Source organism: Streptomyces sp. SYSU D01066-1 (genome assembly GCF_054956795.1).
The window spans coordinates 1-20,874 of the sequence record NZ_JBUDHV010000037.1 but is presented as its reverse complement, the minus strand read 5'-3'; the positions used below and the strand labels follow the sequence as shown (position 1 = coordinate 20,874).

General features: G+C 70.8%; 27 protein-coding genes, 1 tRNA gene and 1 riboswitch. Of the genes, 9 read left to right on the top strand and 19 right to left on the bottom strand.

The genetic code is table 11. The annotated features are described in order from the left end of the window. Position 1 precedes the first annotated feature (1 nt). From ACY1JF_RS26185 to ACY1JF_RS26175, 3 genes are all read right to left on the bottom strand, one after another. On the bottom strand, positions 2–322 hold the full coding sequence (locus tag ACY1JF_RS26185; RefSeq protein WP_462707714.1) for a DMT family transporter: 321 nt from the start codon (positions 320–322) through the stop codon (positions 2–4). Between the two features lie 30 nt (positions 323–352). After that, positions 353–418, bottom strand: a riboswitch (guanidine-III (ykkC-III) riboswitch). Between the two features lie 74 nt (positions 419–492). After that, positions 493–849: a GroES family chaperonin gene (locus tag ACY1JF_RS26180; protein WP_462707713.1), complete on the bottom strand. Its 357-nt coding sequence runs from the start codon at positions 847–849 to the stop codon at positions 493–495. Positions 850–873: 24 nt separating this feature from the next. Next, positions 874–1,203 (bottom strand): DUF3618 domain-containing protein, encoded by a 330-nt coding sequence (locus ACY1JF_RS26175; protein WP_462707712.1) that lies wholly within the window; start codon positions 1,201–1,203, stop codon positions 874–876. A 99-nt stretch (positions 1,204–1,302) separates the two neighbouring features. Between ACY1JF_RS26175 and bcp the strand changes: the two genes are divergently transcribed. The 4 genes from bcp to ACY1JF_RS26155 all read left to right on the top strand — a co-directional run bounded on the left by bcp (position 1,303) and on the right by ACY1JF_RS26155 (position 3,314). Next, entirely contained in the window at positions 1,303–1,770 is a 468-nt protein-coding gene (bcp, locus tag ACY1JF_RS26170; RefSeq protein WP_462707711.1) for a thioredoxin-dependent thiol peroxidase, read from the top strand. 139 nt (positions 1,771–1,909) lie between these two features. Further along, positions 1,910–2,560, top strand: coding sequence for an HNH endonuclease signature motif containing protein (locus ACY1JF_RS26165; RefSeq protein WP_462707710.1), 651 nt, complete (start codon positions 1,910–1,912; stop codon positions 2,558–2,560). Continuing rightward, positions 2,557–3,225 (top strand): HNH endonuclease signature motif containing protein, encoded by a 669-nt coding sequence (locus ACY1JF_RS26160; RefSeq protein ID WP_462707709.1) that lies wholly within the window; start codon positions 2,557–2,559, stop codon positions 3,223–3,225. Before ACY1JF_RS26165 ends, ACY1JF_RS26160 begins: the two co-directional genes overlap by 4 nt. Before the next feature lie 14 nt (positions 3,226–3,239). After that, positions 3,240–3,314, top strand: a tRNA-Leu gene (locus ACY1JF_RS26155). 56 nt (positions 3,315–3,370) lie between these two features. Here the strand turns inward: ACY1JF_RS26155 and rdgB are convergent. The 4 genes from rdgB to ACY1JF_RS26135 all read right to left on the bottom strand — a co-directional run bounded on the left by rdgB (position 3,371) and on the right by ACY1JF_RS26135 (position 5,737). Further along, positions 3,371–3,973 carry an RdgB/HAM1 family non-canonical purine NTP pyrophosphatase gene (gene rdgB / locus ACY1JF_RS26150; RefSeq protein WP_462707708.1) on the bottom strand — a complete coding sequence of 201 codons (603 nt, stop codon included), beginning with the start codon at positions 3,971–3,973 and terminating at the stop codon, positions 3,371–3,373. 125 nt (positions 3,974–4,098) lie between these two features. Further along, positions 4,099–4,503: a hypothetical protein gene (locus tag ACY1JF_RS26145; RefSeq protein WP_462707707.1), complete on the bottom strand. Its 405-nt coding sequence runs from the start codon at positions 4,501–4,503 to the stop codon at positions 4,099–4,101. 158 nt (positions 4,504–4,661) lie between these two features. Then, positions 4,662–5,399: a ribonuclease PH gene (rph, locus tag ACY1JF_RS26140; protein ID WP_462707706.1), complete on the bottom strand. Its 738-nt coding sequence runs from the start codon at positions 5,397–5,399 to the stop codon at positions 4,662–4,664. 104 nt (positions 5,400–5,503) lie between these two features. Beyond that, entirely contained in the window at positions 5,504–5,737 is a 234-nt protein-coding gene (locus tag ACY1JF_RS26135; protein ID WP_462707705.1) for a glucose PTS transporter subunit EIIB, read from the bottom strand. A gap of 274 nt (positions 5,738–6,011) precedes the next feature. Between ACY1JF_RS26135 and ACY1JF_RS26130 the strand changes: the two genes are divergently transcribed. Beyond that, on the top strand, positions 6,012–7,262 hold the full coding sequence (locus ACY1JF_RS26130; RefSeq protein WP_462707704.1) for a PTS transporter subunit EIIC: 1,251 nt from the start codon (positions 6,012–6,014) through the stop codon (positions 7,260–7,262). A 65-nt stretch (positions 7,263–7,327) separates the two neighbouring features. On the opposite strand, the gene ACY1JF_RS26125 is transcribed toward ACY1JF_RS26130, so the two are convergent. Next, complete coding sequence (locus ACY1JF_RS26125) at positions 7,328–8,080, bottom strand: MBL fold metallo-hydrolase (protein WP_462707703.1); 753 nt, start codon at positions 8,078–8,080, stop codon at positions 7,328–7,330. Positions 8,081–8,285: 205 nt separating this feature from the next. Here ACY1JF_RS26125 and ACY1JF_RS26120 point away from each other — a divergent pair, with 205 nt between their 5' ends. Then, the gene (locus ACY1JF_RS26120; RefSeq protein WP_462707702.1) at positions 8,286–8,702 is read left to right on the top strand and encodes a type II toxin-antitoxin system PemK/MazF family toxin; all 417 of its coding nucleotides are present in this window, start codon (positions 8,286–8,288) and stop codon (positions 8,700–8,702) included. 7 nt (positions 8,703–8,709) lie between these two features. Here the strand turns inward: ACY1JF_RS26120 and ACY1JF_RS26115 are convergent, their stop codons facing one another. From ACY1JF_RS26115 to clpS, 7 genes are all read right to left on the bottom strand, one after another. Beyond that, the gene (locus tag ACY1JF_RS26115; RefSeq protein ID WP_462707701.1) at positions 8,710–9,660 is read right to left on the bottom strand and encodes a PLP-dependent cysteine synthase family protein; all 951 of its coding nucleotides are present in this window, start codon (positions 9,658–9,660) and stop codon (positions 8,710–8,712) included. 5 nt (positions 9,661–9,665) lie between these two features. After that, positions 9,666–9,944 (bottom strand): MoaD/ThiS family protein, encoded by a 279-nt coding sequence (locus ACY1JF_RS26110; RefSeq protein ID WP_462707700.1) that lies wholly within the window; start codon positions 9,942–9,944, stop codon positions 9,666–9,668. An 89-nt stretch (positions 9,945–10,033) separates the two neighbouring features. Continuing rightward, a complete protein-coding gene (locus ACY1JF_RS26105) occupies positions 10,034–10,129 on the bottom strand; it encodes a putative leader peptide (RefSeq protein WP_361159644.1) in 96 nt (31 codons plus the stop codon). 99 nt (positions 10,130–10,228) lie between these two features. Then, on the bottom strand, positions 10,229–10,651 hold the full coding sequence (locus ACY1JF_RS26100; protein WP_462707699.1) for a M67 family metallopeptidase: 423 nt from the start codon (positions 10,649–10,651) through the stop codon (positions 10,229–10,231). Positions 10,652–10,745: 94 nt separating this feature from the next. Beyond that, positions 10,746–12,197: an amino acid permease gene (locus ACY1JF_RS26095; protein WP_462707698.1), complete on the bottom strand. Its 1,452-nt coding sequence runs from the start codon at positions 12,195–12,197 to the stop codon at positions 10,746–10,748. Between the two features lie 329 nt (positions 12,198–12,526). Further along, positions 12,527–13,135: a DUF2017 domain-containing protein gene (locus ACY1JF_RS26090; RefSeq protein ID WP_462707697.1), complete on the bottom strand. Its 609-nt coding sequence runs from the start codon at positions 13,133–13,135 to the stop codon at positions 12,527–12,529. Between the two features lie 83 nt (positions 13,136–13,218). After that, positions 13,219–13,536: an ATP-dependent Clp protease adapter ClpS gene (clpS, locus tag ACY1JF_RS26085; protein WP_462707696.1), complete on the bottom strand. Its 318-nt coding sequence runs from the start codon at positions 13,534–13,536 to the stop codon at positions 13,219–13,221. Positions 13,537–13,624: 88 nt separating this feature from the next. On the opposite strand from clpS, the gene ACY1JF_RS26080 reads away from it, so the two are divergent. Further along, the gene (locus ACY1JF_RS26080; RefSeq protein ID WP_462707695.1) at positions 13,625–14,971 is read left to right on the top strand and encodes a nicotinate phosphoribosyltransferase; all 1,347 of its coding nucleotides are present in this window, start codon (positions 13,625–13,627) and stop codon (positions 14,969–14,971) included. 79 nt (positions 14,972–15,050) lie between these two features. Then, positions 15,051–15,638, top strand: coding sequence for an isochorismatase family protein (locus ACY1JF_RS26075; protein ID WP_462707694.1), 588 nt, complete (start codon positions 15,051–15,053; stop codon positions 15,636–15,638). A 3-nt stretch (positions 15,639–15,641) separates the two neighbouring features. On the opposite strand, the gene ACY1JF_RS26070 is transcribed toward ACY1JF_RS26075, so the two are convergent. Beyond that, positions 15,642–15,968: a hypothetical protein gene (locus ACY1JF_RS26070; RefSeq protein ID WP_462707693.1), complete on the bottom strand. Its 327-nt coding sequence runs from the start codon at positions 15,966–15,968 to the stop codon at positions 15,642–15,644. A 122-nt stretch (positions 15,969–16,090) separates the two neighbouring features. Beyond that, the gene (locus ACY1JF_RS26065; RefSeq protein ID WP_462707692.1) at positions 16,091–18,451 is read right to left on the bottom strand and encodes an immune inhibitor A domain-containing protein; all 2,361 of its coding nucleotides are present in this window, start codon (positions 18,449–18,451) and stop codon (positions 16,091–16,093) included. Positions 18,452–18,841: 390 nt separating this feature from the next. On the opposite strand from ACY1JF_RS26065, the gene ACY1JF_RS26060 reads away from it, so the two are divergent. Beyond that, the gene (locus ACY1JF_RS26060) at positions 18,842–19,123 is read left to right on the top strand and encodes a hypothetical protein (RefSeq protein WP_462707691.1); all 282 of its coding nucleotides are present in this window, start codon (positions 18,842–18,844) and stop codon (positions 19,121–19,123) included. A 223-nt stretch (positions 19,124–19,346) separates the two neighbouring features. Here the strand turns inward: ACY1JF_RS26060 and ACY1JF_RS26055 are convergent, their stop codons facing one another. Further along, positions 19,347–20,066, bottom strand: a complete 720-nt coding sequence (locus ACY1JF_RS26055) for an RDD family protein (RefSeq protein WP_462707690.1) — start codon at positions 20,064–20,066, stop codon at positions 19,347–19,349. An 89-nt stretch (positions 20,067–20,155) separates the two neighbouring features. Continuing rightward, on the bottom strand, positions 20,156–20,874 hold a 719-nt coding region (locus tag ACY1JF_RS26050), incomplete at its 5' end, for an RDD family protein (protein WP_462707689.1).

Sequence of the window (20,874 nt, the reverse complement as noted above, 5' to 3'; positions counted from 1 at the left end):
GTCAGTGCCCCGAGGTCGCCTTCAGCCCCACCACGGCCACCAGCAGCAGACAGACGAAGAAGATCCGGGCGGCGGTCACCGGCTCCCCCAGCACCACCATGCCGAGCACCGCCGCACCGGCGGCCCCGATCCCGACCCACACCCCGTAGGCCGTACCGATCGGCAGCGACCGGGCCGCACAGGACAGCAGCAGCATGCTGGCGACGATCCCGGCGCCGGTGAACAGGGACGGGACGAGGCGGGTGAACCCGTCCGTGTACTTCATCCCGACCGACCAGCCGACCTCCAGCAGACCGGCGACGACCAGCAGGACCCAGGCCATGACGGCACCTCCGGGAACGTACGGAACGGTGGTGCGTCGTCTTTGCGTGACCCGGTACGGCGCGTCTCGTCGGGTGGCCTCCCAACGTAGCAAAACACGCCGGAAGGGGCCGGTGACCTCGGTCACCGGCCCCTTCCACGCGGTCGGCGCGCGGTCAGAGATACAGCCGGTCAGAGATACAGCCCGGTGGAGTCCTCCGACCCCTCGAACCGGTCCGCGGCGACGGCGTGCAGATCCCGCTCGCGCATCAGCACGTAACCGACCCCGCGCACCTCCACCTCGGCCCGGTCCTCCGGGTCGAACAGGACCCGGTCCCCCGGCTCCACCGTCCGGACGTTCTGCCCGACCGCGACGACCTCGGCCCAGGCCAGCCGCTTGCCGACCGCCGCCGTGGCGGGAATCAGGATGCCGCCCCCGGAACGCCGCTCGCCCTCGCTGGTGTCCTGCCGCACCAGTACACGGTCGTGCAGCATGCGGATGGGCAGCTTGTCGTCCTGGGTGCTGGGATCGTTTCTCTTGGCGCTCACGGCCCCGAACCTACCTGTTCCGCCTCAGCGCCCGCGCCGCCGGGTCCCGAGGGCCACCAGGCCCACCACCCCGACGACGACGAGCGCCACGGGCACGATCCGCTCCAGCCGGGGGGCGCCCCCCTCGTCCACGAACCGCCCCTTCACCTCGCTCACGGCCCGGTTGACCTGGACGTACGCCCGGCCGAGCGTGTGATCGACGCTCGACGCGACCTTGGCCTTCGCGTCGCCCACGATCGTCTTCGGGTGCACCCGCGCCCCGATCTCGTCGAGCGTCTCGGCCAGCACCTCGCGGCGGCGCTTGATGTCCGCCTCGATCTGCGCCGGGGTTCTCGTGTCCGACGTGTCCGCCACCGTACGGCCTCCGATGTGATGCTGATCCTGTGCTGTTCCGGACAGTCTGTCAGCTCTGCGGCCGGCCGCACTGCCAGGACCCCCGGTTACCCTGTCCCGATGAGCGAGCGACTCCAGCCCGGGGACGTGGCCCCCGCCTTCACCCTCCAGGACGCCGACGGCAACGAGGTCTCCCTGGCCGACCACAAGGGCCGCAAGGTCATCGTCTACTTCTACCCCGCAGCCCTTACCCCCGGCTGCACGAAGCAGGCGTGCGACTTCACGGACAACCTCGACCTGCTGGCCGGCGCCGGCTACGACGTGCTCGGCATCTCCCCCGACCGGCCGGAGAAGCTGGCCAGGTTCCGCGAGACGGAATCCCTGAGGGTCACCCTCCTCGCCGACCCGGACAAGTCCGTCCTGGAGGCGTACGGCGCCTTCGGCGAGAAGAAGAACTACGGCAGGACCTACCTGGGCGTCATCCGCTCCACGATCGTGGTGGACGAGGCGGGCAAGGTCGAAAGGGCCCTGTACAACGTCCGCGCGACGGGCCACGTAGCCAAGATCATCAAGGACCTGGGCATCTGAGCCACCACCCCACGGGGCCGTACCGGGACACCCTCCCGGAACGGCCCCTTCCGCATACCGCGCGTGACTGTCCGATAACCGGTTCGTTACTCCGTACGAGGCCGCGAACGGACGGCCGGGAAGCGGAGGGGACGACCCCATGGGGACCAGTACGTACACGCGCGAGCGGCTGGCGGAGGCGGCCCGGGAGGCCCGGACGCTCACGGAGGCGCTGGAGCGGCTGGGGGTGGATCCGCGGAGCTGGAAGCGGCGGTACGTCTTCGACCGGATGAGGAAGCTGGGGGTGGATGTCTCGCACTTCGAGCGTGAGGGCGTGAAGTGGACGAGGGAGATCCTGGAATCCGCGGTCGCCGCGTCAGCGAGCGTCAGTGACGTCCTGCGTCGACTGGGACTCGATCTGGTCGGTGGGCAACACGCGCACATCTCACGGCGCATCAAGGCTTACGGGATCGACACGTCGCACTTCACCCCAGTGGTCCGCACGGAGCGGCAACGCCACAACCGGCGTCGCAGGACTGCCGAGGAGATCCTCACCGTGAACACGTCGGACCATGCCAAGCGTGTCCCCAGCAGTCGGCTCAAGCGGGCGATGCGAGAGCTCGGCGTCGAGGAACGCTGCGCTCTGTGCGGGATCGACCCGGTGTGGTTCGGGGAACCACTCCCCCTGGAGGTCGACCACATCAACGGCGACTGGCGGAACAACCAGATCGGCAACCTGCGGATGCTCTGCCCCAACTGCCACTCGACGACGGACACCTACCGCGGTCGGAGCAGGGGACGTGCCGCGTGAACGACGGTAGGCAATACACCCGCGAACGCTTGGCCGAGGCAGCCGAGAGGTGCGCCGACATCGACGAGGTCATCGCCTTCTTCGGCGCGCGCCCCTACCGCAACCTCCGTCGGCATCTGTACAAGCGCTTCGACCATTTCGGCATCGACGTCTCACACTTCCCGCGACGACGGGGCAGGAACCCTTATCCGAAGCCTTCCCCTGCCGAGTTGCGGAGCGCAGTCGCGGAGGCGATCTCCATCTCAGGCGCCTTGAAGTCCCTGGGGCAGCCGGACAACAGCCGACTGCGCGCGCTGTTTCAGCAGTGGGTCGCGGAAGACCACATCGACACCTCCCACTTCCTCGGGCAAGCACACCAACGAGGCAGGAGGAGCCCGTCGGCCAAACGCGCGGAGGACATCCTCGTCCGCAGCGACAGCAACCGTCGGACCGCGGCGTCGTTGCTGCGCCGGGCACTTCGGGAAGTCGGTGTACCCGAGCAATGCGCCAGGTGTGGAACCGCTCCGCAGTGGCTGGGCAAACCGATGACTCTCGAGATCGACCACGTCAACGGGGACTGGCGCGACAACCGACGGGAAAATCTTCGTCTGCTGTGCCCCAACTGCCACGCCGTCACCAGCACCTGGTGCCGAGGAGGACGACGAGTGGCCCGCGCCTCCCAGTAAAGTAGAAGCGCTGCGGGCCCGTACCCCAGCTGGCAAGAGGGCGCCGGTTTAGGTCCGGCGTGTCGTGGGTTCGAGTCCCACCGGGCCCACAGGAAAAAACAGCTCCGCGCCTTCGTTTCGAAGGCGCGGAGCTGTCTTCGCGAAATCAGCCCAACAACTCCCGCACCACCGGCACCAGCCCCCGGAACGCCTTCCCGCGGTGGCTGATCGCGTTCTTCTCGGCGGCCGTCAGCTCCGCGCAGGTGCGGGTCTCGCCCTCCGGCTGGAGGATCGGGTCGTAGCCGAAGCCGCCCGTGCCGGACGGGGACCGGCGCAGGACGCCCATCAGCTTGCCCTCGACGACGCGTTCCGTGCCGTCGGGCAGGGCCAGGGCCGCCGCGCAGGCGAAGTACGCGCCGCGGTGTTCGTCCGCGATGTCGGCGAGCTGGGCGAGGAGGAGGTCCAGGTTGGCCCGGTCGTCGCCGTGCCGGCCGGACCAGCGGGCGGAGAAGATGCCGGGGGCGCCGTTCATGACGTCGACGCAGAGGCCGGAGTCGTCGGCGACGGCGGGCAGGCCGGTGGCCCGGGCGAGGGCGTGGGCCTTCAGCAGGGCGTTCTCCGCGAAGGTCACCCCCGTCTCCTTCACGTCCGGGATCTCGGGGTAGGCGTCGGTGCCGACCAGTTCGTGGGGGAGGCCGGCCTCCCCCAGGATGGCGCGGAGTTCGGTGATCTTCCCGGCGTTGCGGGTGGCGAGGATCAGGCGGGTCATGCGGACCAGTATCGCGGTGCCCCGCCCCCTCCCTTCGCATCCGCCCACCTGCGCGCGCACCGCCAGGGCCTGTCGTCGGTCTCCCGTCTGTCCTGCGGGTGACGACGGGAGACCGAAGACGGGCCCTACGGCGTGCAGACCTTCGTCAGTTCGCCCGCCGCGTCCGTGACCGGGCTGATGTCGGGGGTGGCGTCGCCGTTCTCGACGGAGGCGCGGACGTTGTCGACGGCCCGGCCGAGGTCGTCGACGGCCTTGTCGACGTCGGCGTCGTCGGTCTTGTCGCCGATCTTGTCGAGGTTCTTGTCGATGCTGTCCAGGGATTCCTCGAGCTGCGTCGGGTCGTCCGACGCGGCCTCGACGGCCTGCTGGAGCGCGGTGACGCTGTCGGCGATGGCGTCGGCGGTCTGGACGCAGTCCAGTGCCTTGTCGACGGCGTCGCAGCCGGTGGTCAGCCCGGCCGTCAGGGCGACGGCCGCCACGGCGGCGGCGAGGGCGGTGCGACGGCTTCGGCGTCGGCGGGTCGTGGCCATGAGAGTGCGGTCCTTCCCTACGGACAGGGCCGGGCGGCCCTCTGTGCGGTGCTGCTGCGCCGGATGTACGGCGGCGGTGCCGTGGATCCGTATATGTGTAGTGACGCGGGCGCGGGCGGTCCGGTTGCCCGTGCGGACCGCCGTTCTTTTCCCCGTCTTTACCTTTCGAGGACCGTGTCGAGGGCCTTGCGCTGGAGGTCGGTGAGTTCGGCGCAGCCGGCGGTGGCGAGGTCGAGGAGGGCGTCGAGTTCCTCGCGGGCGAAGGGCTGGGTCTCGGCGGTGCCCTGGACCTCGACGAAGCGGCCGTCGCCGGTGCGGACGACGTTCATGTCGGTGTCGGCGCGGACGTCCTCCTCGTAGCGGAGGTCGAGCATGGGGGTGCCGTCGATGATGCCGACGGAGACGGCGGAGACCGTGCCGGTGAGCGGCTTGCGGCTGGGGCGGATCAGTTTGTTGGCCTGGCCCCAGGTGATGGCGTCGGCCAGGGCCACGTAGGCGCCGGTGATCGCGGCGGTGCGGGTGCCGCCGTCGGCCTGGAGGACGTCGCAGTCGAGGACGATCGTGGTCTCGCCGAGGGCCTTGAAGTCGATGACGGCGCGCAGGGAGCGGCCGATGAGGCGGCTGATCTCGTGGGTGCGTCCGCCGATGCGGCCCTTGACGGACTCGCGGTCGCCGCGGGTGTTGGTGGCGCGGGGGAGCATGGCGTACTCGGCGGTGACCCAGCCCTCGCCGCTGCCCTTGCGCCAGCGCGGGACGCCTTCGGTGACGGAGGCGGTGCACAGGACTCTGGTGTCGCCGAAGGAGACGAGGACGGAGCCCTCGGCGTGCTTGCTCCAGCCGCGTTCGATGGTGACGGGGCGGAGCTGTTCGGGGGTGCGGCCGTCGATGCGTGACATGCGGATGAGCCTAGCCGTAGGGGGAGAGGGTCCCTTCCGGGGCGGGAGGGGACCCTCTGCGCGGAGCACTCCGCGCGGAGCCCTCCGCGCGCGTGAGGTGTCGGCTACATCATGTCTTCGATGTCGGCGGCGATCGGGTCCGCGTCCGTGCCGATGACGACCTGGATGGCGTTGCCCATCTTGACGACGCCGTGGGCGCCGGCGGCCTTGAGGGCGGCTTCGTCGACGAGGGAGGGGTCGTGGACCTCGGTGCGCAGGCGGGTGATGCAGCCTTCGATCTCGTCGATGTTGTCGATGCCGCCGAGTCCGGCGACGATCTTCTCAGCCTTGGTGGCCATGTTCCTTCTCCCTGGTCCGAACCGCTTTGTCGCAGTAACCCACAGTCGGCCCGTCCGCGCGAGCCCGTCGACTGGTCTACACCACCTGTCCGCGGTGGTCGGCGCCGGGGTGCCGTCGTGCCGGGGCGGGAGGGGTGCGGGCGGGCCGGGGCGCCGCCTTGTCCGGCGGCGGGAGACCGGCCGGGATCGCGGGTTCCTTATGTCGCCTTCATCGTGTTAGAACAGGTCCGCACCACTGAGTGGTGTAGACCACCACCTGTGTTGGAGGAAGCACATGAGCACCGCCACCGCCTCGGCGGCTCCCGCGAAGAAGCGGGGATCGGGCCTGTTCCAGGGCCTGCAGAAGGTCGGCCGGAGTCTGCAGCTCCCGATCGCCGTGCTGCCGGCCGCGGGCATCATGGTCCGGCTCGGCCAGGACGACATCTTCGGCAAGGACGGCCTGGGCTGGGACAAGGTCGCCGCGGTCTTCAACAACGCGGGCGGTGCGCTGACCGGCTCGCTGCCGATCCTGTTCTGCATCGGCGTGGCGATCGGTTTCGCGAAGAAGGCGGACGGTTCGACCGCGCTGGCCGCGGTGGTCGGCTTCCTCGTCTACAGCAAGGTGCTCCAGGCGTTCCCGGTCACCGAGGCGGTGGTGAAGGAGGGCGCGGACACCGCCGCGACGTACAACGACCCCGGGGTGCTCGGCGGCATCGTCATGGGTCTGCTGGCGGCGGTGCTGTGGCAGCGCTACCACCGCAAGAAGCTGGTGGACTGGCTGGGCTTCTTCAACGGCCGCCGGCTGGTGCCGATCATCATGGCGTTCGTCGGCATCGTGGTCGGGGTCTTCTTCGGTCTGGTCTGGGAGCCCATCGGCGAGGGCATCTCGGACTTCGGTGAGTGGATGACGGGTCTGGGCGCGGGCGGCGCGGCGCTGTTCGGCGCGGTGAACCGCGGGCTGATCCCGATCGGCATGCACCAGTTCGTCAACACGGTGGCCTGGTTCCAGCTCGGTGACTTCACGGACGCCTCCGGTGAGGTCGTGCACGGTGACATCACCCGCTTCCTGGCCGGTGACCCGTCCGCCGGCATCTTCCAGTCCGGCTTCTTCCCGATCATGATGTTCGGTCTGCCGGCCGCCGCGCTCGCGATCGCGCACTGTGCCCGTCCCGAGCGCCGCAAGGCCGTGACGGGCATGATGGTCTCGCTGGCGGCGACGTCGTTCGTCACGGGTGTCACCGAGCCGATCGAGTTCTCGTTCATGTTCATCGCGCCGCTGCTGTACGTGCTGCACGCGGTGCTCACCGCGGTGTCGATGGCGGTGACGTGGGGCCTGGGGGTGCACGCCGGCTTCAACTTCTCGGCCGGTGCCATCGACTACGTCCTCAACTGGCACCTGGCGACCAAGCCGTGGCTGATCGTCCCGATCGGTCTGGTCTTCGCGGTCGTCTACTACGCGGTGTTCCGCTTCGCCATCGTCAGGTTCGACCTGAAGACCCCGGGCCGCGAGCCCGAGGAGGAGGTCGAGGACCTCACCAAGGCGTAGGCGTCCGCCGCGGTGCCGAGGGCCCCCGGAACCGTCCTGGTTCCGGGGGCCCTTCGCGCCTGGCGTCAGATCTGGTACGTCGCCCCCGGCGCCGCCACCTCCGACGGGCCGCCGTAGACGGCGCGGGCGTCGGCCAGGTTGACGCGGGGGTCGGTCCACGGCGGGATGTGGGTGAGGACGAGGCGGCGGGCGCCGGCGCGGGCGGCGCTCTCGCCGGCCTGACGGCCGGTGAGGTGGAGGTCGGGGATGTCCTCCTTGCCGTGGGTGAAGGCGGCCTCGCACAGGAACAGGTCGGTGTCCCGGGCGAGTTCGTCGAGGACGGGGGTGGCGCCCGTGTCGCCGGAGTACGTCAGTGAGCGTCCGCCGTGCTCGACGCGGACGGCGTAGGCCTCCACGGGGTGGGCGACGCGCTCGGTGTGCACGGTGAAGGGTCCGACCTCGAAGGTGGAGGGCTTGACCGTGTGGAAGTCGAAGACCTCGCTCATGGAGGAGGCGGAGGGGGTGTCGGCGTAGGCGGTGGTGAGCCGGTGCTCGGTGCCCTCGGGGCCGTAGACCGGCAGGGGGGCGCAGCGGCCGCCGTCGTGCCGGTAGTAGCGCGCCACGAAGTAGGCGCACATGTCGATGCAGTGGTCGGCGTGCAGATGGCTGAGGAAGATCGCGTCGAGGTCGTAGAGACCGCAGTGGCGCTGCAGCTCGCCCAGGGCGCCGTTGCCCATGTCGAGGAGCAGCCGGAAGCCGTCGGCCTCGACGAGGTAGCTCGAGCAGGCCGATTCCGCGGACGGGAACGACCCCGAGCAGCCGACGACGGTGAGCTTCATGGAGCAGAAACCTCCGCTGGCGGATGGGGAGAGACGGGGGTCGTGCGGTTCACCGAGCGTAAGGCGCGGAACCTGGGGTCGCTCCTCCGCCAGGGGTCGTTGTGGGCGAACTCACCTGCGGTGTCACCGGTTCGGCTGGAAGAGGGGCGGCCGGGACCGTCGAGGGGGCGCGCATATGCGGCGTGCGCCGGTAACGTCGGCGGGTATGAACGCGTCCTGGTGGCTGGTGATCGCGGCGGTGGCCCTGCTGGGGCTGGTCGCGGCGCTCGTGGACGGCTGGGGGCGGGGGCGCCGGCCGCCGGGGGCGCGGGCGCTTCCGCGGCCGGCGGAGATCTGGTGGGCGAACGTGCCGTTCGAGGAGGGCCGGGGCGGGAAGGACCGGCCGTGCCTGGTGCTGTCGGTGCGGGGGCGGCGGGCGGTCGTCGCGAGGATCACCACGCGGCACCGGGAGGGGCGGGACGGGGTGATCGCGCTGCCGCCCGGCTCGGTGGGGGACGCGCGGGGGCGGGCGAGCTTCCTGGACACCGGTGAGCTGCGCGAGGTCCGGGTGGGGGAGTTCCGGCGGCGGGTGGGGGTGGTGGACCCGGCCCTGTGGGACCAGGTCCGTCACCTCGCGTCGTAGGGGAGGTTCAGGCCCAGAGCTGGCCGTGGAGGGTCTCGATGGCCTCCTCGGTGGTGGCCGCGGTGTAGACGCCGGTGGAGAGGTACTTCCAGCCGCCGTCGGCGACGACGAAGACGACGTCGGCGCTCTCGCCGGCCTTGAGCGCCTTGGTGGCGACGCCGATCGCGGCGTGCAGGGCTGCGCCGGTGGAGACGCCCGCGAAGATGCCCTCCTGGGCGAGGAGTTCGCGGGTGCGGGTGACGGCGTCGGCGGAGCCGACGGAGTAGCGGGTGGTGAGGACGGAGGCGTCGTAGAGCTCGGGGACGAAGCCCTCGTCGAGGTTGCGCAGGCCATAGACGAGGTCGTCGTAGCGGGGCTCGGCGGCGACGATCTTGACGTCGGGCTTGTGTTCGCGCAGGTAGCGGCCGACGCCCATCAGCGTGCCCGTCGTCCCCAGGCCCGCGACGAAGTGCGTGATCGACGGGAGGTCGGCGAGGATCTCCGGGCCGGTCGTCGCGTAGTGGGCGCCGGCGTTGTCGGGGTTGCCGTACTGGTAGAGCATGACCCAGTCGGGGTGCTCGGCGGCCAGTTCCTTGGCGACGCGTACGGCGGTGTTGGAGCCGCCGGCGGCCGGGGAGGAGATGATCTCGGCGCCCCACATGCCGAGCAGGTCGCGGCGTTCCTGGGAGGTGTTCTCGGGCATGACGCAGACCATGCGGTAGCCCTTGAGCTTGGCGGCCATGGCGAGCGAGATGCCGGTGTTGCCGCTGGTCGGCTCCAGGATGGTGCAGCCGGGGGTGAGCCGGCCGTCCTTCTCCGCCTGCTCGATCATGTGCAGGGCGGGGCGGTCCTTGACCGAGCCGGTGGGGTTGCGGTCCTCCAGCTTGGCCCAGACCGAGACGTCGGCGGAGGGCGACAGCCGCGGCAGGCGCACCAGGGGGGTGTTGCCCACCGCGGCCAGCGGGGAGTCGTAGCGCATGGGTATCAGGCCATGCCGCCGGCGACGGCCGGCAGGATCGTGACGTTGTCGCCGTCGGTGAGCTTGGTGTCGATGCCGTCGAGGAAGCGGACGTCCTCGTCGTTGAGGTAGACGTTGACGAAGCGGCGCAGCTTGCCGTCGTCGACGATGCGGGCCTGGATGCCCTGGTGGCGGGTGTCGAGGTCGGCGAACAGGTCGGCGAGGGTCGCTCCGGTGCCCTGCACCGCCTTCTGACCGTCGGTGTAGGTGCGGAGGATGGTGGGGATGCGGACCTCGATGGCCATGGCTCAGGGCTCCTGTCGGAAGTGTCGTGGGTTTCGGTGGGCGCGCGTCAGCACGCCGCGGCTCACGGCCGTACGGCGGCAGGGCGTGGTCAACAGATGGCGCTGGCGAGCCTGCACAGGTCGACGTGCAGCCGCGCCACGAGCAGTGCGCCCGGCGTCTTCGTGCTCACGTCGTGGGAAACCATGCGGTCATCGTATCGATTCCCGGTCCGGGTCCTGGAATGTGATCTCACCCTTCGGACGTTGTTCATCCGCAGTGCGAGAAGCGGGGGGATCGGCCGAGTTCAGTAGGTCTCGACGACCTTCACTTCCTCCTCCGTGACCTCGCCTTCCACGATGCGGAAGGAGCGGAACTGGAAGTCGCCGGCGCCGTCGGTGTCAGCGGTGGAGACCAGCACGTAGTGGGCGCCGGGCTCGCCCGCGTAGGAGATGTCGGTGCGCGACGGGTAGGCCTCGGTGGCCGTGTGGGAGTGGTAGATCACCACCGGTTCCTCGTCGCGGTCGTCCATCTCGCGGTAGAGCCTGAGCAGGTCCTGGGAGTCGAACTCGTAGAACGTGGGCGAGCGGGCGGCGTTCAGCATCGGGACGAAGCGCTCGGGGCGGCCGGCGCCGACGGGGCCCGCGATCACCCCGCACGCCTCGTCGGGGTGGTCCTCGCGGGCGTGGGCGACGATCCGGTCGTACAGCTCCTGGGTGATGGTCAGCATGGGAAGCAGGATAAGCAGAGGGCCGTCCCGTACCGGTGGGTGGTACGGGACGGCCCGCATGCCGGACAGCGGCCGTATCGGCAGCCGGGACGGGTCAGCCGACCTTCTCCAGCTCCGGCTCCCCGCCGCGCTCGCCGCCGCGCCGGGTGACCTCGGGGTTGCGGCTCTTGAGCACCGCCCAGCCGATGCCGAGGGCGACGGCCCAGCCGGCCATCACGTACAGGCAGACGCGGGCGTCGGCGTCCATCGCGATCAGGACGGTGACGAAGAGCAGGAAGGCGATGGCGACGTAGGAGCAGACCGAGCCGCCGGGGGCCGGGAAGGAGGAGGCGGGCAGGCGGCCCGCGACGACCTGGCGGCGGTAGCGGACGTGGCTGATCAGGATCATCAGCCAGGTCCAGATGCCGGCGGCGGTGGCCAGCGAGGTGACGTAGCCGAACGCCTTCTCCGGGACGACGTAGTTCAGGACCACGCCGATGCCCATGAAGACGACCGAGACGGTGATGCCGAGGGCCGGGGTCTTCGTCGAGGAGAGGCGGCTGAAGAGACGGGGGGCCTCGCCGTTGTCCGCGAGGGTGCGCAGCATCCGGCCGGTGGAGTACATGCCGGAGTTACAGGAGGACAGGGCGGCGGTGAGGACGACGAAGTTGACGATGCCGGCGCCGGCCGGGATGCCGATGACCGCGAACGCCTTGACGAAGGGGCTCGCTCCCCCGGCGAACTCGGTCCACTTCACCACGCAGAGGATGACGGTGAGGGCGCCGACGTAGAACAGGGCGATGCGCCAGGGCAGGGTGTTGATCGCCTTGGGGAGGGTCTTCTCCGGGTTCTCGGACTCGCCGGCGGTGACGCCGACCAGCTCGACGGCGAGGTAGGCGAACATCACGCCCTGGAGGGTCATCAGGGAGGAGCCGACGCCCTTGGGGAAGAAGCCGTCGAAGGCCCACAGGTTGGAGACGGCGGCGTCGGGGCCGGCCTGGCTGAAGCCGAAGGTGAGCACGCCGAGACCGATGACGATCATGCCGATGATGGCGGTGACCTTGACCATCGAGAACCAGAACTCGATCTCGCCGAAGAGCTTGACGGAGATCAGGTTGGCGGCGAACAGCACGACCAGGAAGACCAGGGCCGTCACCCACTGGGGGACCCCGGGGAACCAGTAGTTGATGTAGATCGCGGCGGCGGTCAGCTCCGCCATGCCGGTGACCACCCACATCAGCCAGTACGTCCAGCCGGTGAAGTAGCCGAAGAAGGGGCCGAGGAACTCGCGCGAGTACTCGGCGAAGGAACCGGAGACCGGGCGGTAGAGCAGCAGCTCGCCCAGGGCCCGCATGATGAAGAAGATGATCACGCCCGCGAGGGCGTACATGACGATGAGGCTGGGGCCGGCCTTGGCGATGTTGGCTCCGGCGCCCAGGAAGAGACCGACGCCGATGGCGCCGCCGATCGCGATCATCTGGACCTGGCGGCTGCCGAGCCCGCGCTCGTAGCCCTCCTCGGGGGCCTGGTCGGGGCCCTTGTCCGTGTCGACCTTCGCTGAGGTCATGTGTGGTGCGCCTTTCTCCACAACCGACCCGGGCCTTCTCGGTGGCCGCGGATCGGATCTCGATCCCCCCGGATACTGGAGCCGAGCGGGCCTGACGTCCCGCTCGTGCCTGGCCGGCGGTCCGCCGGCTCGGTGACGCACCCGGTCGGCATTCGGGTGGTGCCGGCCGGGCGATCGTGAAGATTTACCACGACTGCCTCGGAGACCAAGGACCCGCTCGGTGACGCACGCCACGGACAGATGGTGGGAAAAGGGCACCGAAGGGTGCACAGCGGGGTGCCAAGGTGACGGGATCGTTATCCGGAGGCGAGGTCCCGCTGAACGGAGGGTCAGGGCAGGAGCGTGGCGACCAGCGTCTCCTGGAGCCCGCCCAGCCACAGGTACGCCATCACCATCGGCTTGCGCGGGTCCTCGTCGGGGAGGCGGTAGAGCAGGTCGGTGTCGTCCTCGTCGGCGATCTCCAGCCGGGAGCCGATGGCGAGCCTGAGGTCGTTGAGGCAGCCCAGCCACTGCCGGGACTCCTTTGGCGACAGCTTCAGCACCGCGCCGCCCTCCCCGGCGGCGGCCGAGGCCAGGGCGTCCAGGGAGGCGACCACCGCCAGCGCGTTCTCCCGCTTGCCGGCCCTGAGGTCGTTCTCGGTGAACCGGCGGAACTCGGCGGAGCGGGCCCGCCGCTCCTCGGCCTCGGCGGCCTGCGGGGCGCCCTCGGGGTCGATGTAGGCGTCCGGGAACAGGCGCCTGAGCACCGGGTCGGCGGGCGGCTCGCTGGGCCCCTCGGCGAAGAGGCCGGCGAGCGGGTCGTCGGGCGCGTCCCCGCCGGGTCCGGGGCCGATCAGCTCCAGGAGCTGCACGGCCAGCGACCGGATGATGGAGATCTCGACGTCGTCGAGGGCGACGGCCGCGCCGCCGCCGGGGAGCGGTTCGAATTGTCCTGGCATGAAGGGGTGTCAGCTACTTCCCGGTCCTGGCTGCTTGCGGTCCTGGCTGCCCGCGGTCCTGGCCACTTCGCGGTCCCGCCCCGCTACTTCCGGTCCTGCTGGAGGGTGGCCCACAGCCCGTAGCCGTGCATGGCCTGCACGTCGCGTTCCATCTCCTCGCGGCTGCCGCTGGAGACGACCGCCCGGCCCTTGTGGTGGACGTCGAGCATGAGCTTGGTGGCCTTGTCCTTGGAGTAGCCGAAGTACGTCTGGAAGACGTAGGTCACGTAGCTCATGAGGTTGACCGGGTCGTTGTGGACGATGGTGACCCAGGGGACGTCCGGCTCGGGCACGGCGAAGGCTTCTTCGGCCGGGTCGGCGCGTTCGGTCTCTACGGGAGCGGGTGACGTCACATCACCCATGCTGCCACCGCGGGGGGACGGTCGCACAAACGGGCCTGTGACGTGGATCAAAATCGTCAGACTGACGAAATGGGGGTACGATTCCGCCATGAACACAGCGGACCTCGGGCTGCCGGTCGACGTTCCCTCGACGGCGCTCTTCACGGACCAGTACGAGCTGACGATGCTGCGGGCCGCCCTGGCGGCGGGCACGGCCGGGCGGCGCAGCGTGTTCGAGGTCTTCACCCGGCGGCTGCCCGACGGGCGGCGGTACGGCGTGGTGGCCGGGACCGGGCGGGTCCTCGACGCCGTCGAGAACTTCCGCTTCGACGCCGGCGTCCTCGACTTCCTGCGGGAGCGGGAGATCGTCGACGAGCCGACCCTGGCCTGGCTGGCGGAGTACCGCTTCAGCGGCGACATCTGGGGCTACCCGGAGGGCGAGGTGTACTTCCCCGGCTCGCCGATCATGCGGGTGGAGGGCAGCTTCGCCGAGTGCGTGCTGCTGGAGACCGTGATCCTGTCCATCCTCAACCACGACTCGGCGATCGCCGCCGCGGCCTCCCGGATGGCCTCCGCCGCCGGGGACCGCCCGCTGATCGAGATGGGCGCCCGCCGCACCCACGAGCTGGCCGCCGTGGCCGCCGCCCGCGCCGCCTACGTCGGCGGCTTCGCCACCACCTCCGACCTGGCCGCCGGCTTCCGCTACGGCATCCCGACCGTCGGCACCTCCGCGCACGCCTTCACGCTGCTGCACGACACCGAGCGGGACGCCTTCCGCGCCCAGGTGGACTCCCTCGGCTCGGGCACGACGCTGCTGGTGGACACCTACGACGTCGCCGAGGCGGTCCGCACCGCCGTGGAGGTGGCCGGTCCGGGGCTCGGCGCGGTGCGCGTCGACTCCGGCGACCTGCTGCTGGTCGCGCACCGGGTGCGCCAGCAGCTGGACGAGCTGGGCGCCACGGAGACGAAGATCGTCGTCACCTCCGACCTGGACGAGTACGCCATCGCCTCGCTGGCGGCGGCGCCGGTGGACGCCTACGGGGTCGGCACCCAGCTGGTGACCGGCTCCGGGCACCCCACCGCCTCCATGGTCTACAAGCTGGTCGCCCGCGCCGAGTCCGACGACCCCAGGGCGCCGCTGGTGCCGGTGGCGAAGAAGTCCAGCGGCGGCAAGACCTCCGTGGGGGGACGCAAGTGGGCCGCGCGCCGGCTGGACGCGGACGGGTACGCCGAGGCCGAGGTGGTCGGCACCGGGCCGGTGCCCGCCGCGCTGGCCGGCCGGCAGCTCCAGGTCGAGCTGGTCAAGGGCGGCGCGGTGGTCGCCCGCGAGCCGCTGGACGTGGCCCGCGACCGGCACGCGGCGGCCCGCGCCGCCCTGCCGCTGTCCGCCACCCAGCTCTCCCGGGGGGAACCCGTGATCCCGACGGAGTACGCCACCGAGGGCTCGGGTAGCTAGAGCGAGTGCGCAGCGAGACTTCCGGCGGATCTCCGCCCACCCCAGTGACCGCCGTTCCGACAGCCGAAGGACACCGACCATGCGCCGCGCCTTGATCGTCGTAGACGTGCAGAACGACTTCTGTGAGGGGGGCAGCCTCGCCGTCGCCGGGGGCGCCGACGTGGCCGCCTCCGTCACCGAACTGATCGGACAGGCCCCGGCCGGGTACCGCCACGTGGTCGCCACCCGGGACCACCACATCTCGCCCGGCGGCCACTTCGCCGACCAGCCCGACTACGAGCACACCTGGCCCGCGCACTGCGTCGCCGGGACGGAGGGGGTGGGCTTCCACCCGAACTTCGCCCCCGCCGTCGCCTCCGGCGCGGTCGACTCCGTCTTCAGCAAGGGGGCGTACGCCGCGGCCTACAGCGGCTTCGAGGGCGCCGACGAGAACGGCGTGCGGCTCGGGGACTGGCTGCGCGAGCGGGGCATCGACGAGGTCGACGTGGTCGGCATCGCCACCGACCACTGCGTCCGGGCCACCGCGCTGGACGCGGTGCGGGAGGGCTTCGGTACGCGGGTGCTGCTCGACCTGACCGCCGGGGTGGCCGCCGCGACCACCGAGCGGGCGCTCCAGGAGCTGCGGGAGGCGGGCGTGGAGCTGTCCGGGAAGCCCGTGGTGCGGTGAGCGCTACATCGGGGCGGTCGAGGGTCTGAGCAGCGCCCGGATGGGGTGCCACAGCTCCTGGACCGGCTCCGGGCCGCGGTCGGCGGCCTTCGCCGGGGCCGTGCGCCACACCAGGCCGTCCGGGTGGTGCAGTACGGCGGTGATCTCGTCGGGGGTCGGCGGGGCGGTGTTGCCCCGCAGGTAGACGGCGCGCAGGCCGAGGTTGCGCAGCCTGGTCAGGGCGCGCGCCCGGTTGCCGGCGTGGACGAGGACGCGGACGGCGGGGCTGGGCAGGTTCAGCGCCACCACCACGGTGCCGTTGGGCAGCTTGGAGAAACCTCCTGTGGCCATGCGGTCACACCCCTGTACCAGTCGGTGTCAATAAGAGAACCACACCACGCACCTAAACACGGATCGGCGGCGCCCCGCCAGGGGGTCGCCGCCGATCATGGTCTGACCTGCGAGAACGCGGATCATTTCACCGCTGGTCCGACTTCCAGTCCGATCGTGGAGCCGTCGCGTGCCTCCTTGATGATCTTGATCTTGGTGTTGGTGTCAGTGACCCGGACGCCGCCGGTGGGGTTCGACCCGTCGTAGTAGTCGCTGCTGTGATCGTCGAAGACCGGCACGCCCCGCGCGGACGGGACGCGGGTGACGACGTCCGCCTTGTGCAGGGTGAGGGCGTCGGTGCGGTGGGTGCTGAAGGTCGAGTCGTACGCCTGGAAGCGGTTGCGCATCAGGGTGCCGTCGGACCACGTCAGGGCCGTCGGGTGGGCGTCGACGGGGAGGATGAGGCCGGTGCCCGGGTGGACGCTGGTGTTGTCGTCCGCCTGGGAGGTGTCCCACTTCCAGATCAACAGGCCGTTCTGGTACGGGAAGTGCTCCACCCAGTCGGGACGGGTCGTCGAGAAGCCGAAGTTGTACGGGCCCGTCCGCAACGTCGTGTCGTAGGAGACGTACTGGCGGTTCTCGGCGATGTAGTACTGCGCGTAGTCCCTGGTGAAGGACGCGCCGACGCGGGAGAAGCCGGTGGCCGTCCAGGCCGCGTCCGCGGTCTCGGCGTCGTCGCTGAACAGGATCGCGCCTCCCCCGGAGGGGGTGCCCCCGGCCGTGACCGTGATCGCGTCGGCCGCGAAGCCCTTCTGCGCCACGCCGCCGTCGGTCTGGTAGCGGAAGCGCAGGCCGATCTCCTGGCCGGCGTAGGCGTCCAGCGGGTAGGCCAGCTTCCGGTGGGCGTCGACCGAGCCGGTGAGGGCCGGCTTGTCGCTGCCGTCGCGCGGGATCGGCTGGCCGTCGGCGGTGCCGTCGAGGGGCGTCCAGGTGGCGCCGCCGTCGGTGGAGACCTCGGTGTAGAGGTAGTCGTAGCCGGACTCGATGTCCCACCAGCCGTCGAGGGTGAGTTCGGCGGAGGTCCTGCCGGTGAGGTCGACGGTGCGGGTGAGGGTGTTGCGCAGGTCGTCGCCGCTGCCGCTCCACCACTGGCTCGCGCCCTCGGCGGGCCGGACGACCTCGGTGGTGACCGTCTTGTCGGGCAGGGTGACGATCAGCGCCTGGTCGTCCTCGGTGTTGTACTCCGCGACGCCCAGCTTGTGCTTGGACCTGGTCCCGGCCTCGGCGGTGGTGTAGTCGAGCCAGCCGAGCTGGAGCTTGTCCCAGGCGTTCATGTCGCCGGGCAGGTCGCCGATGGCGTCCTCACCCCGGCCGAGCCAGGAACCGGAGGACATCAGCGTCCAGAAGCCGGTGGAGTTCTCGCCGCCGGCCGTGTCGTACTCGTCGGGCAGGCCGAGGTCGTGGCCGTACTCGTGGGCGAAGACGCCGAGGCCGCCGTTCTCCGGCTGGATGGTGTAGTCGCCGACCCACAGACCGGTGTCGCCGATCTCGGTGCCGCCGAGCCTGTTGTCCGCCGGTCCGGTGGAGCCGGCGTCGGTGCCGAAGGCGTACCAGCGGTGCGCCCAGATCGCGTCCTCGCCCTGCGCGCCGCCGCCGGCCGACTCGTCCTCGCCGGCGTGCACCAGCTGGAAGTGGTCGATGTAGCCGTCGGGTTCGTTGAAGTCGCCGTCGCCGTCGTGGTCGTAGCGGTCCCACAGGTCGTACTCGGAGAGGTCCGCCTTGATCTCGGCGAGCGAGCGGCCCGCGGCCTCCTGGCCGGCGACCCAGGCGGTGACGCCGTCCTGGACCGCGTTCCAGGCGCAGGTGTCGCAGTCGTTGGAGCCGTAACGGGCCTCGTTGTAGGGGACCTTGACCCAGTCGGTGACCTCGCCGTCCACCGAGTAGCGGCCGGAGGACTGCTTCTCGTAGTACTTCTTCAGCGACTCGGTGTCCTCGCCGGTGCCGAAGTAGAGGTCCTGGTAGTGCTGCTGGTCGTAGTCCGCCAGCCAGTCGGTGCTGTTGTCGACAAAGCGGTCCGGCTCGGCGATCCGGTTGTGCAGCGGGCCGGGGGTGCCGCCGTAGCGGCTGTCGACCTGATCGCCGAACTCGACCAGGATGGTGAAGATCTTGTCGGTCTTCTCCCGGCCCAGCTCCACGTACTTGGTGTCGCCCTTCCCGCCCTTGAGGGCGACCACCTTGGAGCCGTCGCGGTCCTGGGCGGTGGCCTCGCCGGATATCAGTTGTTCCAGGGCCTGTTGGCGCTGCGCGTCCTGGGTCTTGCTCAGCGGGCCGTCGAGGTCGTGCTCCCGCTGTTCCGTGGGCTGCGGGTCGTGCCGGTCGACGGCGGCGGGCCGGGCGGACGGGGCCTCCCCGGCCGCCGCGGCGGTGGGGAGCGCGGCGGCGGTGGCCGCGGCGAGCGCCACGGCCGTCGCGGTCACCCGGAACGTCCAGGGTCTGCTGGTCACTCGAAGTCCTCCCCCGCGTCCGCGTGCGGTGCACGCGTGTTCAACGCGCGTAGTCAAGTGACGACATTCGACTAGAGGTCGAGAGGAAAAGACAGACCTTGACTTGGACAGGTCAAAAGCGTTATGCGGATGCGCGATCCAGATATCGGACACGTGGGGGAAATGGCGGGGAAACCTGACAGGCGCGTATGACCGTCCACTGGGTGGACGCCATGACACCGTGCGCCCCCCGTGCTGCGCACTGTAGGTCAGGCCACGCTTACTGTTCGTTCCACTCGGGCATGCGACCGATTAGAGTCGTTGGGCGGAACGCCCTGGAGTCGGTGGAAAGCCGGGCCGACCCCTCGTCCGACACCCCCGAGATCACTCCTTTCCGAGGACACGATGGCCATGCCCCGTCCGACTGCCGCACAGTTCGCCTATGGTTCCCTCACCGTGATCCTCTCGACGCTCGCCATGCTGCTGCTGTCGCGGACGGCCTCCGCCGGGTGGATCGCCGTCGTCGCCGTCGTGGCGCTCGCCCTGGGACTGCTGGTGGCGCTGACCGTACCGGCGCCGAAGCCGCGTACGGTCGCCGTCCACCGGCCGGCCGCCACGACCGCCGCCGACCCGGCACCGGTGCCCGTGGCGTCCCGCGCCGCCGACGGGGCGGTGGGGCAGCGCGCGGCCTGAGGCGCACGATCGCGTGACATGGCTGTGGGGCGGCCTTCGGAGGCCGCCCCACAGCCATGTCACGGGTTTCGCGCGGGTGTTCCGCGGATGTACGCGGAATGCCTGGGGAGGTACGCGGGGTGCCTGCGGATGTACGTGGGTGTACGCGGATGCCTGCGGGTGTACGCGGATGCCCGCGGATGTGCGTGAACGCCTGCGCACGTGCGCGGATGTACGCGGATGTTCAGCGGGTACTGACCACGACCGTCTTGGCCGCCTTGTCGTGCAGGCCCTGCTTGTAGGGCCGGTCGAAGAAGCTCCAGCCGCCGCAGATGATCGTCCACACGCAGGCGCAGCAGAACGCGAACGGGACCCACAGCACCACCGCGCGGATCAGCGAGGTCTGCGTCGAGGGCGTGGCCCCGTCGTCCAGGTTCGCCACCCGCAGGCCCAGCCACTTCTTGCCGAGCGTCTGCCCCGTCGCGCCGATCAGGAAGGTGTCGTAGGCGGCGTAGAGCACGGCGGCGATCACCGACTGCCAGATGGAGTTGCCGACCCCGACCCGCTCGCTGTCCACGTCGTAGTTCTGCACGTTGAAGGCCCAGGTGAGCAGCCAGACCACGAGGCCGACGAGGATCATGTCGATGACACGGGCCAGGACCCGCTTGCCGCTGTCGGCGAGCGGCGGCATCCCGGCGAGCGGATCGGCGGGACCGCCGCCGTAGGGCCCGGAGCCGTAAGGGCCGTCGCCACCGCCGTAGGAAGGGGGCTGGTCGCCGCCGTAGGGAGGGGGCTGGCCGCCGCCGTAGGGAGGGGGCTGGCCGCCGCCGGGCGGGGGCGGGGCGTCGTACGGGGAGCCCGTGCCGCCCGCGCCCGGACCGGTCCCGGACGGCGGGGGCTGCTTCCTGAACGGGTCGTCTTCCGGCGGCTGCCGGCCGGGGCCGGGAGGCGGTTCACTGCTCATGGCCCGAGTCGACCGCGAACCCCCGGGCGGCGCATCCGGCGAGCGGCCGTCCGGGCTACGGAATTTCGTACGCCGTTCGACGCAGGACGTCAGCCCGCGACGAACGTACGCGCGGCCTTGTCGTGCCAGCACTGGTGCCACGGCCGGTCGAACAGACACCACAGGACGCCGACGATCCCGATGGCCAGCAGGCCCGGGACGCTGTAGACGAGCCAACGGCGCAGGGCCGCGCCGAACGACGGCGGTTCGTGCGCCTCGATGTCCCGCACCTCCAGGCCGAGCAGCTTCTTGCCCAGGGTGCGGCCCCACTTGGCGGTGGGCAGCGCCTCGTAGACGACGCCGAAGAGGAGGAGGACGGCGAGGACGATCCCGAGGTACACGGAGGTCGTGCCGTCCAGCAGCCACACCGTGACGGTCTCGCCGGAGAGCTTCGCCTCGTCGATCTTGGCGGTGATGTGGTCGGCCGCCTTCATGCCGAGCGGTACGCCGGGCGCCGCGGTGACGGCGGCCAGTACGACGGTGTCCAGCAGCCGGGCGGCCAGCCGCTTGCCGAGCCCGGCGGGGCGGGCGGACGCCTGGCGGCGGGCGGCGGCCTGGAAGACGTCCTCGACGGGTGGCCGCCAGGGTGCCGCCGGCTGCTCCTCGCCCCCGGCACCGGCGAGTCGGTGCACCTGCTGGGCCCAGGACGTCTGCCCGCCGCCGGGGCCTGAGGTCAGGGGGGCCTGTGGGGCGGGGGCCGGCATGGGGGCGGGGGCGGGGGCCGGCATGGGGGCGGGTGCCGGGGACTGGGCGGGGGCGGTTCGCGGGG

Excerpts from the sequence above, each read along its gene's own strand:
- ACY1JF_RS26185 (WP_462707714.1), bottom strand. The coding sequence starts at position 322 with ATGGCCTGGGTCCTGCTGGTCGTCGCCGGTCTGCTGGAGGTCGGCTGG.
- bcp (WP_462707711.1), top strand. The coding sequence starts at position 1,303 with ATGAGCGAGCGACTCCAGCCCGGGGACGTGGCCCCCGCCTTCACCCTC.
- ACY1JF_RS26165 (WP_462707710.1), top strand. The coding sequence starts at position 1,910 with ATGGGGACCAGTACGTACACGCGCGAGCGGCTGGCGGAGGCGGCCCGG.
- rdgB (WP_462707708.1), bottom strand. The coding sequence starts at position 3,973 with ATGACCCGCCTGATCCTCGCCACCCGCAACGCCGGGAAGATCACCGAA.
- ACY1JF_RS26145 (WP_462707707.1), bottom strand. The coding sequence starts at position 4,503 with ATGGCCACGACCCGCCGACGCCGAAGCCGTCGCACCGCCCTCGCCGCC.
- rph (WP_462707706.1), bottom strand. The coding sequence starts at position 5,399 with ATGTCACGCATCGACGGCCGCACCCCCGAACAGCTCCGCCCCGTCACC.
- ACY1JF_RS26135 (WP_462707705.1), bottom strand. The coding sequence starts at position 5,737 with ATGGCCACCAAGGCTGAGAAGATCGTCGCCGGACTCGGCGGCATCGAC.
- ACY1JF_RS26130 (WP_462707704.1), top strand. The coding sequence starts at position 6,012 with ATGAGCACCGCCACCGCCTCGGCGGCTCCCGCGAAGAAGCGGGGATCG.
- ACY1JF_RS26125 (WP_462707703.1), bottom strand. The coding sequence starts at position 8,080 with ATGAAGCTCACCGTCGTCGGCTGCTCGGGGTCGTTCCCGTCCGCGGAA.
- ACY1JF_RS26120 (WP_462707702.1), top strand. The coding sequence starts at position 8,286 with ATGAACGCGTCCTGGTGGCTGGTGATCGCGGCGGTGGCCCTGCTGGGG.
- ACY1JF_RS26115 (WP_462707701.1), bottom strand. The coding sequence starts at position 9,660 with ATGCGCTACGACTCCCCGCTGGCCGCGGTGGGCAACACCCCCCTGGTG.
- ACY1JF_RS26110 (WP_462707700.1), bottom strand. The coding sequence starts at position 9,944 with ATGGCCATCGAGGTCCGCATCCCCACCATCCTCCGCACCTACACCGAC.
- ACY1JF_RS26105 (WP_361159644.1), bottom strand. The coding sequence starts at position 10,129 with ATGGTTTCCCACGACGTGAGCACGAAGACGCCGGGCGCACTGCTCGTG.
- ACY1JF_RS26100 (WP_462707699.1), bottom strand. The coding sequence starts at position 10,651 with ATGCTGACCATCACCCAGGAGCTGTACGACCGGATCGTCGCCCACGCC.
- ACY1JF_RS26095 (WP_462707698.1), bottom strand. The coding sequence starts at position 12,197 with ATGACCTCAGCGAAGGTCGACACGGACAAGGGCCCCGACCAGGCCCCC.
- ACY1JF_RS26090 (WP_462707697.1), bottom strand. The coding sequence starts at position 13,135 with ATGCCAGGACAATTCGAACCGCTCCCCGGCGGCGGCGCGGCCGTCGCC.
- clpS (WP_462707696.1), bottom strand. The coding sequence starts at position 13,536 with ATGGGTGATGTGACGTCACCCGCTCCCGTAGAGACCGAACGCGCCGAC.
- ACY1JF_RS26080 (WP_462707695.1), top strand. The coding sequence starts at position 13,625 with ATGAACACAGCGGACCTCGGGCTGCCGGTCGACGTTCCCTCGACGGCG.
- ACY1JF_RS26075 (WP_462707694.1), top strand. The coding sequence starts at position 15,051 with ATGCGCCGCGCCTTGATCGTCGTAGACGTGCAGAACGACTTCTGTGAG.
- ACY1JF_RS26070 (WP_462707693.1), bottom strand. The coding sequence starts at position 15,968 with ATGGCCACAGGAGGTTTCTCCAAGCTGCCCAACGGCACCGTGGTGGTG.
- ACY1JF_RS26060 (WP_462707691.1), top strand. The coding sequence starts at position 18,842 with ATGCCCCGTCCGACTGCCGCACAGTTCGCCTATGGTTCCCTCACCGTG.
- ACY1JF_RS26055 (WP_462707690.1), bottom strand. The coding sequence starts at position 20,066 with ATGAGCAGTGAACCGCCTCCCGGCCCCGGCCGGCAGCCGCCGGAAGAC.